The sequence below is a fragment of the Amycolatopsis sp. SID8362 genome (genome assembly GCF_010550475.1).
GTDB lineage: Bacteria > Actinomycetota > Actinomycetes > Mycobacteriales > Pseudonocardiaceae > Amycolatopsis > Amycolatopsis eburnea.
In genome coordinates this window covers 1-11,954 of the sequence record NZ_JAAGNB010000928.1, presented here as the reverse complement: position 1 = coordinate 11,954, position 11,954 = coordinate 1, and the positions used below count along the sequence as shown (strand labels likewise).

At 70.6% G+C, this 11,954-nt stretch carries 10 protein-coding genes; 5 read left to right on the top strand and 5 right to left on the bottom strand.

Annotation, left to right across the window (positions count from 1 at the left end):
* On the bottom strand, positions 1-650 hold a 650-nt coding region (locus G3I65_RS28980), incomplete at its 3' end, for a sensor domain-containing protein (RefSeq protein ID WP_203612536.1).
* Positions 651-952: 302 nt separating this feature from the next.
* Between G3I65_RS28980 and G3I65_RS28975 the strand changes: the two genes are divergently transcribed.
* The 5 genes from G3I65_RS28975 to G3I65_RS28955 all read left to right on the top strand — a co-directional run bounded on the left by G3I65_RS28975 (position 953) and on the right by G3I65_RS28955 (position 5,536).
* Positions 953-1,624: a VC0807 family protein gene (locus G3I65_RS28975; protein ID WP_086863354.1), complete on the top strand. Its 672-nt coding sequence runs from the start codon at positions 953-955 to the stop codon at positions 1,622-1,624.
* Between the two features lie 39 nt (positions 1,625-1,663).
* Entirely contained in the window at positions 1,664-2,857 is a 1,194-nt protein-coding gene (locus tag G3I65_RS28970) for a macrolide family glycosyltransferase (protein ID WP_160698912.1), read from the top strand.
* A 119-nt stretch (positions 2,858-2,976) separates the two neighbouring features.
* The gene (locus tag G3I65_RS28965; protein ID WP_125314859.1) at positions 2,977-3,963 is read left to right on the top strand and encodes an ABC transporter ATP-binding protein; all 987 of its coding nucleotides are present in this window, start codon (positions 2,977-2,979) and stop codon (positions 3,961-3,963) included.
* Positions 3,960-4,790, top strand: a complete 831-nt coding sequence (locus G3I65_RS28960) for an ABC transporter permease (RefSeq protein ID WP_160698911.1) — start codon at positions 3,960-3,962, stop codon at positions 4,788-4,790. Before G3I65_RS28965 ends, G3I65_RS28960 begins: the two co-directional genes overlap by 4 nt.
* An 86-nt stretch (positions 4,791-4,876) precedes the next feature.
* Positions 4,877-5,536, top strand: coding sequence for a response regulator transcription factor (locus G3I65_RS28955; protein WP_125314861.1), 660 nt, complete (start codon positions 4,877-4,879; stop codon positions 5,534-5,536).
* 717 nt (positions 5,537-6,253) lie between these two features.
* Here the strand turns inward: G3I65_RS28955 and G3I65_RS28950 are convergent.
* From G3I65_RS28950 to G3I65_RS28935, 4 genes are all read right to left on the bottom strand, one after another.
* Entirely contained in the window at positions 6,254-7,309 is a 1,056-nt protein-coding gene (locus tag G3I65_RS28950) for a DegT/DnrJ/EryC1/StrS aminotransferase family protein (protein ID WP_160698910.1), read from the bottom strand.
* Between the two features lie 17 nt (positions 7,310-7,326).
* Complete coding sequence (locus G3I65_RS28945; protein WP_160698909.1) at positions 7,327-8,679, bottom strand: glycosyltransferase; 1,353 nt, start codon at positions 8,677-8,679, stop codon at positions 7,327-7,329.
* 4 nt (positions 8,680-8,683) lie between these two features.
* A complete protein-coding gene (locus G3I65_RS28940; protein ID WP_125314864.1) occupies positions 8,684-9,715 on the bottom strand; it encodes a GDP-mannose 4,6-dehydratase in 1,032 nt (343 codons plus the stop codon).
* 316 nt (positions 9,716-10,031) lie between these two features.
* On the bottom strand, positions 10,032-11,954 hold a 1,923-nt coding region (locus G3I65_RS28935; RefSeq protein WP_239071512.1), incomplete at its 5' end, for a helix-turn-helix transcriptional regulator.

Here is an 11,954-nt window from a genome sequence, read left to right as displayed (position 1 = left end):
AGCCACCGCGTCCAGGCCTCGTGCAGGCTGACCGCGCCGGGCGCGGCCACCAGGCCCAGCACCAGCAGCGCCAGCCCGGCGACGGCGGTCCCGGCGACCCCGGCCGGGGTGTCCACCGGCAGCGGGAAGTACCACTCGTCGGTCGCCAGGTGGGGCGCGGTCAGCGGCGAGACCAGCAGGAACGCCCCGAACGCGGCGAGCGCGACCGGGACGGCCGCCAGCAGGCCGCCGGTCAGCGGGTTGACCACCAGCCAGCACAGGTCGCGCCAGGTGGCCGGGTCGGTGAAGAACCAGCGGCCGCGGCGCTGGGCAAGGGAGATCCAGCGGGACTTGTGGAAGTCGTAGCCGTTCCAGTACCAGCCGTTTTCGGTGCGTTCCAGCGCCGGCAACGGGAGGTACGGCGATTCGATCGCGCGGCCGTAGAGCGACGGCGCGCTTTTCCGGGAAAGGGCCGGCAGCACCCGGCACGCGGGAATGGCGACCAGCACGGTCAGCCCCGCGGCGGCGACGTATTCCGGCAGCCAGATCACCGCGGGCAACGTGAGAACGCACACCTGCGCGGCCGCGAACAGCGCGAAAACGAGCAGCCGCGCCATTCCGGCGAAGCCGCGCCGGACGGCCGACGCGCTCCGCTGGGGAATCGTCGACATCGGCAGATCATACTCTCCGCGGGAGAGTGTTCCCGGTCGGCTCATCGCGTCCCCCATCCGCCCCGGACGCACCCGATCGGGTCCGCTCGCACTCGAGGTCGTCCCAGTCTGGGGCGCCCCGGGGAGCGGGACAATCGGCTTAGGCCACACATAGGGGTATAGCCAGCCATACCCCTATGTTCGGTCTAACAGGCTCACGCCGACCAGCATCGCGACACTACCGTTGTCCAGGCAAGCGGCGCCACGACGCAAGCGAATGGCACCGGAAACGCGACCGAACTCGCGATGACCCAGGAGCAGCAATGAACGAAGCCGGTATCCAGCGCACGCAAGCGGGCACGCAGTCCCACGCGGAACCCCGGAACCCGCGGCTGGCGTTGTTCGCTTCCGCCGCGTTCGACCTGATCGTCCCCCTCGCCGTCTACTACATCCTGCGCCAGAACGGTGTCCCGCTGTTGACCGCGGCGATCATCGGTGGCATCGTCCCGGTGGTCCGCACCGTGTACGTCTTCGCCCGGTACCGCAAGATCGACGGGCTCGGCCTCTTCATGGTGACGATGATGGTGATCGGCACCGCGGTTTCCCTGATTTCCGGTGACGCCCGGTTCTTCTTCGCCAAGGACGGCTGGCTGACCGCCATGTTCGGCATCTGGATGCTGATCACGCTGTTCTTCGAAAAGCCGTTCTTCCTGCACGCCGGGGTCAGCATCGCCCGCACCAAGCGCGGCGGCGCCGGCGCGGAGGTCTGGGAGCGCCGCTGGGACACCGAGCCCAAGATGCGCCACGGGCTGCGCCTGCTGACAGTGGTCTTCGGCGTCGGCATGATCGTCGACGCGGTCGTCCGCGTCGTGCTCGCCTACTCCCTGCCGCTCGACGACATCAACCTGGTGACGACCGTGCAGTGGATCGTGGTCCTCGGCGGGCTCATCGGCTTCATGGCCTACTACACCCGCAAGCACGACCTGCGTGCCTGAGGGCCCCGGCCGACCACCGCACTCCGAGGAGCTTTTCCCATGGCACACATCGCGCTGCTGAACATCCCCGCGTACGGGCACGTCATGCCGACGCTGGACGTGGCCGCCGAGCTGGTCCGCCGCGGTCACCGCGTCACCTTCGCCACCACGGACCAGTTCGCCGACCTGGTGGCACCGACGGGGGCGCGGGTCCTGCGCTACGAGTCGTCCTTGACGCCGAAGCCGCGCACCGAGGCCCCGCCCGCCGACTTCGCCGCCTGGCTGCCGCTGGTGCTGGTCATGGAGAGCACCGCGACCATCCCGGTGTTCGAAGCGGCCTTCGCCGACGACAAGCCGGACCTGATCCTGTACGACCGCACGGTTTACGCGACCGGGCGGGTGCTTTCCGCGAAGTGGGGCGTGCCCGCGGTGGAGCTGTTCCCGTCCTTCGCCTACAACGACGAGTGGTCGCTGGCGAAGTTCCTCGGGGAAGAAAACGGTTTCAGCGAGGACCACCCGGCGCGCGTGGCGTTCCGCGAGAAGATCGCGGAGCTGACCGCCGCACACGGCGTACCGGAGATCACCCCCGCCGACTTCGCCATCGGCCGCGAGGAGTTCGCGCTCGCGTTCGTGGCGAAGGAGTTCCAGTACCACGGCGAAACGTTCGACGACCACTTCGCGTTCGTCGGCCCGTGCCTGGGCGACCGGGCGTTCCAGGGCGCTTGGCAGCCGCCGTCCGACGGGAAGCCCGTGCTGCTGGTTTCGCTCGGCACGGCGTTCAACGACCGCCCGGACTTCTTCCGGGCCGTCGTGGCGGCGTTCACCGGCGAAAACTGGCACGTCGTGCTGTCGATCGGCACGCTCGACCCGGCGGAGCTGGGCGAGCTGCCGCCGAACTTCGAAGCGCACGCCCAGGTTCCGCAGCTGGAAGTGCTGAAGCACGCTTCGGCCTTCATCACCCACTCCGGCATGGGCGGGACGATGGAGGCGCTGTACTTCGACACCCCGATGGTGTCGCTGCCGCAGAGCGTCGAGCAGGCCGCCGTCGCCCAGCGCGTCGCGGAGCTCGGCCTCGGCACCAGCCTCGCCGGCCAGGAGCCCACTCCGGAGCTGCTGCGCGAAGCCGTGCGCGCCACGGCGAGCGACGAGCGGATCGACGCCGCGGTCGCCGCGATGAGCGCGAAGGTGCGCTCCGCCGGCGGCGCCGTGCGGGCGGCCGACGAGCTCGAGCGGCACCTCAAGCGCGTTTCCTGACCCGCTGGTCCGTTGTCCGGACCAGCCGCCAGTGGGGAAGGGCCGAGGTTGTCCCCCAGCACCACGGCCCTTCCTCACCCCCGTCTGCCCTTTCGACCCTGATTTCCTGGAGGACCAGCGTGCAGGACGCTGTGGTGGTGCGGGACCTCGTGAAGAGGTACCCGAAAGCAGAACGGCCTGCGGTCGACGGCCTCGGCTTCACGATCGCCGCGGGCGAGGTCTTCGGCCTGCTGGGCCCCAACGGCGCGGGCAAGACGACGACGGTCAGCATGCTGACCACCCGCGCGCTGCCGACGTCCGGCCGGGCCGAGGTGGCCGGCATCGACGTCGTCAAGCACGCGACCGCGGCCCGCCAGGTGCTCGCGGTGGTGCCGCAGCGCAACAACCTCGACCAGTCGCTCACGGTGCGGCAGAACCTGCTGTTCCACGCCGCCTACCACGGCATGGGCCGCGCGCAGCGGCACCGCCGGGCCGACGAGCTGATCGAGTGGATGGGCCTCGGCCCGCGCGCGAAGGCCCGGGTGGACGAGATGTCCGGCGGCCAGGCCCAGCGCGTGATGATCGCCCGTGCCCTGATGCACCGGCCGAAGGTGATGTTCCTCGACGAGCCGGCGACCGGGCTGGACCCGCAGTCGCGGCTGTTCGTGCACGAGCGCGTCGCCGAGCTGACGGCCGAGGGCGTCACCGTCGTCGTCACCACGCACGACATGGAGGAGGCGGCCAAGCTGTGCGACCGGGTCGGCATCGTCGACCACGGCAAGCTGCTGGCCCTCGACACCACCGAAGCGCTGACCCGGTCGCTGCCGGGCAACACGACGCTCACCGTGGGCGTCACGCTGGCCGACGCGCCCGCCGAGGCCGTCGGCAAGGAACTGGAGCTGGTGCCGGCCGTCGTCCGGGTCGAGCGGCTCGCCGCGACCGGCCGGGCCGCCGCCGACGAGAGCGCCGTCCAGTTCCGCCTCTACACCGAAGCGGAGCCGGCGTCGCTGCTGCCCGGCGTGCTGGCCGTGCTGGGCCGCGAGCGGTGCGAAGTCACCGGGATCTCGTTCGGCAAGCCGACCCTCGAAGACGTGTTCATCTCCATCACCGGACGGGACCTCCGATGACCGCCACGACGCTCACCCCGCCGCCCGGGCTCGGCACCGGCCAGGCCGGCAACCCCGGCCAGGCCCGCGCGTTCTTCGCCGTCCTCGGGCGCGATGCCTTCGTCACCGGGCGGGAGCTGCTGCCGTTCCTGGCGCAGATGCTGATCCAGCCGCTGTTCCTGCTGTTCATCTTCGGCAAGGTGCTCTCGCAGATCGGCTACGCGGGCGCCGGCTACGCGCAGATCCTGCTACCCGGCATGGTCGCGATGAACGCGTTCACCGGGGCGCTGCAGAACACCGCGCTCCCGCTGGTGCTGGACTTCTCCGTGACCAGGGAGATCGAGGACCGCCTGCTGGCACCCCTGTCGATCCGCCTGGTGGCGGTGGAGAAGATGCTGTTCGGCGCGATCCGCGGCGTCATCGCCGGCCTGGTGATGATCCCGATCGGCCTGCTCATCCTCGACGGCGTCAGCTGGGACCCCGCGGCCCTGCCGGGCGTCGCCGGCGTGGTCGCCCTGGGTTCCCTGGCCGGCGCGGCGGTGGGCATGGTGCTCGGCACGATCGTCCCGCCCCGGCACATCAACCTCGTCTTCACGATCCTGCTGGTCCCCCTCATCTTCACCGGCTCGGGCCAGTTCCCGTGGCTCAGCCTGTCCGGTTTGCGGTGGTTCCAGGTGATTTGCGCGGCCAATCCGCTGACGTACGTGTCGGAGGCGCTGCGCCGGCTGGTGATGCCGACGCAGGTCCAATCGATCCCGCTGTGGATCTCCCTGCTGGTCATGGTGGCCGCGACGGTGCTCTTCGGGATCATCGGGATCCGCGGCTTCCTGAAGCGCGCGCTCGACTGACGCGGGGTAACCGGGCGGGTGCGCCGACGGTACGGTTGGACCACCCAGCCCCGGCCCCGCCCGGCCCGGAAACCCAGGAGCGGTTCGTGCGCGTTGTCCTCGCGGAGGATCTCTACCTGCTTCGAGACGGCATGACCCGGCTGCTCGAGGCGAAGGGGTTCACCGTGGTGGCCGCGGTCGGCAACGCGACCGAGCTGCTGAAGGCGATCGACGACCACGAGCCGGACATCGCGGTGGTGGACGTCCGGTTGCCCCCCAAGTTCAGCGACGAGGGCGTCCGCGCGGCCCTGGAAGCCCGCCAGCGACGTCCCGGGCTGCCGGTGCTCGTGCTGTCCCAGCACGTCGAGCAGACGTACGCACGGGAGCTTCTGGCCGACGGCGCGGGAGCGATCGGCTACCTGCTCAAGGACCGCGTGCTCAACGCGGACCAGTTCGTGGACGCGCTGCGGATGGTCGCGGCCGGCGGGACGGCGATGGACCCCGAGGTGATCTCGAAGCTGCTGGCGAGCCGCTCGCGCCGCGACCCGCTGGAGGCGTTGACCCCCCGCGAGCGCCAGGTGCTGGAGCTGATGGCGGAGGGCCGGTCCAACGCGGCGATCGCGCAGCGGATGGTGATCAGCGAGGCCGCGGTCGGGAAGCACACGGCGAGTATTTTCACGAAGCTGGACCTGGCCCAGCACGAGGACGACAACCGGCGGGTGCTGGCGGTGCTGACGTATTTGAGCAGCAAGGTGCCGAAGCCCTAGCCAGGCGCGGACCGCAATGCCATGAAAGAGTCGTTCATCTCGCCGGACGAGGTGGGCTTCGGCAAAGTCAGCCCGGCGGCGGCCCGCGGATGCGCCCCAATGTGGCGTTCATGCAAGACAATTCGACTTTGCCGAGCCCTGACCCGAGACGTAGTGAGTGACTCATTCATGGCGTCCGGCGACAGGGTGCCGGCAAAGTCGCGTCGGCGAGCGGGTGACCGGCCACAGAGTCGCCTGGCCGCGTGGTCTGCCCGACGTCGCGGGGGTGTTGTGAAAGGGTCATTCATGTCGTCTGGCGACATGAATGAGTCATTCACTACGTTCCGCGGCAGGGTGCTGGCAAAGTCGCGCTGGTGAGCGGGTGCCCGGCCGCAGGCCGGCTGCGTGGTCTGCCCGACGTCGCGCGGATGTCGTGAAAGGGTCATTCATGTCGTCTGGTGAGGTGAATGACCCTTTCATGACATCGCGAGGGCCGGATCGGCCGCGCTGATCCGACTTTGCCGGGGCCCTGGCGTCCGGCGACATGAATGAGTCATTCACTACGTCCGCTCCCAGGGTTCCGGCAACGTCAGCCGGCGAGCGGGTGACCGGCGGCAGCGCGCCTGGCTGCGTGGTCTGCCCGGCCGCACCGGCCAGACTTTGCCGGGGCCGGCGCCGGACACGCCGAAGGGGACCCTCCGCCAGTCACCTGACCGGAAGGTCCCCTTCAACCCACAATCAGCAGCCGTAGAACTTCCGGACCCGGTCGGTGATGTACTCCTGGTCCGCCTCCGTCAACGACGTGTACGTCGGCAAATACAGCCCCTCCTCCGCGAACCGGTTCGCCTTCAGCGACGGCCACACCGGGTCGAGGTACATCGGCTGCCGGCTCATCGGCTTGAAGAACACCCGGGTCTCGATGCCCTCCGAAGCCAGGAACTCCCGCAGCTCCTCCCGCCGCTCGCACAGCAGGTCGTACATCCACAGCACGTCGCGCCGCGGCATGAGGGTCACGCCGGGCACGTCCCGCAGCCGGTCGTCGTAGCGCGCCTCGATCGACGCCCGCAGCTCGAGGATCGAGTCCAGCTTCCCCACCTGCGCCACCGCGACCGCGGCCTGGAGGTTGGTCATCCGGAAGTTGTAGCCGACCTTCTTGTGCAGGAACGTGTGGTCCCGGTTGAACGCCATCCCCCGCAGGTGCTTCATCTGCGCGGCCAGCCGCGCGTCCGACGTCAGGCAGATCCCGCCCTCGCCCGACGCGATGATCTTGTTGGCGAACAGCGAAAAGCAGGCGATGTCCCCGACCGGCCGCACGCCGTGCGCCTCCGCGGAATCCTCCACCACGCGCAGGTTGTACTCGTACGCCAGCTCCATGATGGCGGCCATGTCGCACCGGCGGCCGTAGACGTGCACCGGCATGATCGCCTTGGTGCGCGGGGTGATCTTCGCTTCGATCAGCGACACGTCCAGGTTGAGGTCGTCGCCGCAGTCGACGAACACCGGGGTCGCGCCCGTGTACGTCACCGCCCACGCGGACGCGATCATCGTGAACTCGGGGACGATCACCTCGTCACCCGGGCCGATGCCGAGCGCGCGCAACGCCAGGGTCAGCGCCGTCGTGCCGGACGAGCACGCCACGCCGTGCTCGATCCCGTTGTACGCCGCGAACGCCTCCTCGAAGCGGGCCACGTACGGGCCCTGTGAGGAGATCCAGCCGCTCGTGACGGCCTCGGTGACGTTGGCCAGCTCGGCTTCGTCCAAGTACGGCTGCGAAACCGGGTACTTGACGGACATGTCCTTCCCTTCCCCGCTCACCGGACCGCGGCCAGCACGGCGTCGGCCGCGGCCGCGGCGCCACCCGCCGACCGGAAGCGGTCCGCCCAGTCCTCGGCGTTCGCCGTGAACTCCTTCTCCTCCAGCAACCGGCGCAGCTTCGCGACGATCGCGTCCGCGGACACGGTCTCCTCGTGCGAAAGCACCAGCCCGCAGCCGCTGTCGAGGACGCGGGCCGCGTGGTCGTGGCAGTCCATCCAGAACGGCTGCACGAGGCCCGGCTTGCCGAAGTACACGCCTTCGTACGCGCTGTTGCCGCCGCCGTGGTTGTAGTAGACGCGCACGTGCGGGTGGGCCAGCACGTCGAACTGCGACGGCACCCAGTTCTCCAGGCGCACGTTCGCGGGCAGGTCCGCCGGCAGCAGCGCGCGCTGGGCCTTGGGCAGCTTCCACAGCACGTGGTGCTCCGGCCCGAGCTTCCGCGCCGCTTCGGCGATCGCCGTCACCTGCGGCGCGGTCAGCCGCATGTGCGTGCCGAACGCCAGGTAGACGACCGACTCGTGCTCGTCCAGCCAGGCCGACAGCGCCGGGTCCGGCGTCACCGCCTCGGGCAGCGGCGGCACGACCGGGCCGACCATCTTCAGGTGCGACGGCGCCGCGGCGAACGGGTACTCCATGCCGAACACCGAGTACGCCAGGATCGCCTGCGCGCGGTCGGCGTAGGCGGACTGGCCCGCGGTCGCGTTCACGATGCCGGCTTCCTTGCGGGCCTTGGTGAACTGCACCGCGGGCACCTTCGTCAGCATGCCGATGAGCAGCCGCAGCCGGAAGCCGAGGTTCGCGAGCTTCTGGCGGCCGGACAGGTCGCGCGGCAGCCCGGTGTTCGGGCTCGGGTAGCTCAGCGGCAGCCGGTCGGCGAAGACCTCGCTGACCGAGATCGGCACGCTGTAGACGTACGGGATGTCCCGCGCGATCGCCGCGTCGGTCGGGTAGACGCTGGAGGAGTCGATGACCATCAGCGCGGGCTGCACCTCGTCGACGACGGCGAGCGCGCGCTCGTACATCGTCACCATGATGCTCGCGTCGGTGACGCCGCTCAGGTACGCGATCACGTTCTGCGGCCGCGCGGTGAGGGCGCCGGGCTTCGCGGGCTGCGTCGCCGCGGCGTAGAGGTCCGGGTTCCACTCGCCCGGCGGGCACTCGAGGCGCTCCCCGAACGAAACGAACTTCACCGGGTTGTCGGCGGAGATCGCCTCGACGGCCGCGCGGCGGTCCTCTGTGGACGCGAAGTACAGGTCCGGCACGCCGCGGCGGGCGAGCTCGCCCGCGATGACCAGCAGCGGGTTGATCATGCCGGCGTCGGCGATCGACGCGAACAGGATGGGGGCCATCGTCTCACCAGCTCCCGGCGAGCATCAGCTCGCTGTACTTGTGCTCGTTCGACGCCTTGCGCAGGTCGGCCTCGACCATCATGCGCATCAGCTCCTCGAAGTCGACCGTCTGCTTCCAGCCGAGTTCCGCGCGTGCCTTGTCCGGGTTGGCGCAGAGGGTTTCGACCTCCGCGGGCCGCACCAGGGCCGGGTCGATGACGACGTAGTCGTGCCAGTTCAGGTCGACCGCGTCGAAGGCGATCTGGACGGCGTCGCGGACCGAGTGCATCTCACCGGTGCCGACGACGTAGTCCGTCGCCGTGTCCTGCTGCAGCATCAGGTGCATCGCGCGGACGTAGTCGCCGGCGAAGCCCCAGTCGCGCACCGCGTCCAGGTTGCCGAGGTAGAGCTTGTCGCGCAGGCCCAGCTTGATCTCCGCCACCGCCATGGTGATCTTGCGGGTGACGAACTCGGCGCCGCGGCGCGGCGACTCGTGGTTGAACAGGATCCCGGAAACCCCGAACATGCCGAAGGATTCGCGGTAGTTCTTGGTGATGAAGTGCCCGTAGGTCTTCGCGACGCCGTAGGGGCTGCGCGGGTGGAAGATGGTCTGCTCGTTCTGCGGGGTCTCGGCGACCTTGCCGTACATCTCCGACGACGACGCCTGGTAGAACCGGATCCCGCCGCCGGTCGTGGGCCGCGACTTGTCCAGCCCGCACACCATCCGGACCGCTTCGAGCACCCGCAGCACGCCCATGCCGTTCACCTCGGTGGTGAGTTCCGGCTGCTGCCACGACATCGGCACGAACGAGATGGCCGCGAGGTTGTAGACCTCGTCCGGCTGCACCAGGTCCACCGCGGACACGAGGCTGACCTGGTCCATCAGGTCGCCTTCCACGAAGTGCAGGTCGGAGACCAGCCTGCTGATCCGCGACTTGCGCGGGTTCGCCTGGCCGCGGACCAGGCCCCAGACCTGGTAACCCTCGGCCAGGAGGTGTTCGGCCAGGTACGAGCCGTCCTGCCCGGTGATGCCCGTGATCAACGCACGCTTCGCCATGAATGTGTGCCTTCCCTTGCCACGTAACGGATCGAGCCCCCGCCGTGGCGTCGTCCGGCCGCCTTGCGAGCAGCTTCGGTGAACCCTGCCGCCGCGAAAATCGCGCTGTACCGCCGAATCCGCGTCCGGTGGTCGGCAACGACGTCCACGCTCGCGCCACGCCGCCGCGAAGTCAAGGAGATCGGCGCCAAGTCAATGGCCCGCCCCTACCCCGCGGGGAACGGCCTAGGGGCGCGGCGGAAAACCTAGGGGTGGGGCGGAAACGCGCGAAGGAGCCGGGGCCCGCCGAAGCGGGTCCCGGCTCCTCCGGACTGGCTCAGCGCACGGGCGGCGGGACCGGGCGCAGCGGACGGCGCACCGGGGGCACCCCCTGGTGGTTGACCGCCACCGGCTGGCGGGCGGGCGCGCCCGGCAGCCGCTCCTGCTGCTCCGGCACCCGCAGCTGCGGTTCCGACGCCAGGTCGCGGCGCCGGGTGACGCTCAGCTTGCGGTAGACGCGCGTCAGGTGCTGCTCCACGGTGCTGACGGTGATGTAGAGCCGGCTCGCGATCTCCCGGTTGGTGTGGCCCCGCGCGGCCAGCCAGCCGACCCGCTGTTCGGCGTCGGTGAGCAGCTTGACGTCGGCGGGCGCCACCGCGCCGCGGAGGGAGACCACGACGTCGTCGTTCCCGCCGTCGAGGAAGGACCGCCGCAGCAGCTCCGCCCCGCACTCCTTGGCCAGCGCCCGCGCGTCCCGGCTCGCCGTGCGCGCCGTGACGGGATCGCCGCCGGCCCGGCTCAGCTCGGCCAGCGTCCGGGCCAGTTCCAGCTTGGCACCGGACTTTTCGAGCGCGTCGGCCGCTTCCTGCATCAGCTTCGGCCGCTGCGCCGGGTCGGCCACCAGCGCCAGCGCCCGCAGCGTGATGCCGCGCGTGCGGTCGCCGCAGTCCGGCCCGAGCTTCGCCGCCTGCGCCTCGGCGAGCTCCCTCGCCTTTTCGCGGTCACCCAGCTTCAGGTAGACCTCGGCGGCGCTGGAACGCCACGGCACCAGCGACGGCTGGTCCAGCTCCCAGCGCGCCATCTGCTCCCCGCACGCGAGGAAGTCGTTCAGCGCGGTCGGGAGCCGGCCCGTCGCGAGGTAGTAGTGCCCCCGCGCGTGCAGGTAGTGCAGGCCGAACCGGGTCTCGCCGAGCGCGTCGGGCACCGGCTGGTTGAGCAGCTCCGCCGCCTCGTCGAACCGGCCCATCTCGGTGAGCGCCGCCAGGAGCGTGGCCAGCGGGGCGCCGACCCCGATGCCCCAGGCCTCCGGCGTCATCTTCGTCAGCGCGAGCTTCGCGTTGCGGGCCGCGAGCGGGAGGTCGCCCTGGCGGAGGGCGACTTCGGCGCGCAGCTCGGCCAGCGAAGCCTGCCACGTCGGAGCCGGGCGCCCGGCGGCCTGCGCCATCAGGTGCTCGGCCCAGGTCGCGGCCTTGTCGAGGCGCTCGGCGTAGATCAGCACCGTGGCGGCGAACACCAGGTGCCGCAGGCTGGTGTCGGTCATCCGGGTGCCTTCGAGCACCTGCTCGGCGTCGAGCACGGCGGCCTCGGTCGGGCCTTCGCGCACGGCGCTGGTCAGCGCGCCGACCGCCTTCTGCTGCGAGTTCACCGCGAGCCCGAGCCGCGACGCGGGCGAGTCGCCGGTGCAGGTCGCGAGCATCGGCTCGACGAGGTGCCGCATCCCCGGCACCGAGCTGGCCAGCCACGAGTCGAGCGTGAGCAGCTCGCCGCGGGTGCGCCGGTCGGTGGAGTCCACGAGGTCGCCGAAGGCGTTCGCGATCTCCACGGCCTCGTCGACCCGGCCGAACCAGAGCAGGAACTCGAAGATGCCGACCACCCGGATCCCGGGCAGGTGCCCGGCGCGGGTCGCGTGCACCAGCTCCGGCAGCCGGCGCATCGCCTTCGCCGGGGTGGTCCGCCACTCGATCTCGGCCAGCGACGCCTTGGCGATCGCGCGGTCGCGGTCGTCGGTGCAGCAGCGGCTGGCCAGCGCGATGCAGGCGCGGGCCAGTTCGACGTCGTCCTCGAGCAGCGCCGCTTCCGACGCCTCGGACAGCAGGTGCTCGGTCCACGGCTCGTCCAGGTTCGCCGCCACGACGTGGGCGGCGATGGCGGTCGGCCGGGCGCCCTGGTCGAACAGCAGGCGCGCGGCCTGGCCGTGCAGGGCGGACCGGACGCCGGGGTCGAGCTCGTCGAGCACGGCGGCGCGGGCCTCGGCGTGGCG

Excerpts from the sequence above, each read along its gene's own strand:
- G3I65_RS28975 (WP_086863354.1), top strand. The coding sequence starts at position 953 with ATGAACGAAGCCGGTATCCAGCGCACGCAAGCGGGCACGCAGTCCCAC.
- G3I65_RS28970 (WP_160698912.1), top strand. The coding sequence starts at position 1,664 with ATGGCACACATCGCGCTGCTGAACATCCCCGCGTACGGGCACGTCATG.
- G3I65_RS28960 (WP_160698911.1), top strand. The coding sequence starts at position 3,960 with ATGACCGCCACGACGCTCACCCCGCCGCCCGGGCTCGGCACCGGCCAG.
- G3I65_RS28950 (WP_160698910.1), bottom strand. The coding sequence starts at position 7,309 with ATGTCCGTCAAGTACCCGGTTTCGCAGCCGTACTTGGACGAAGCCGAG.
- G3I65_RS28945 (WP_160698909.1), bottom strand. The coding sequence starts at position 8,679 with ATGGCCCCCATCCTGTTCGCGTCGATCGCCGACGCCGGCATGATCAAC.
- G3I65_RS28940 (WP_125314864.1), bottom strand. The coding sequence starts at position 9,715 with ATGGCGAAGCGTGCGTTGATCACGGGCATCACCGGGCAGGACGGCTCG.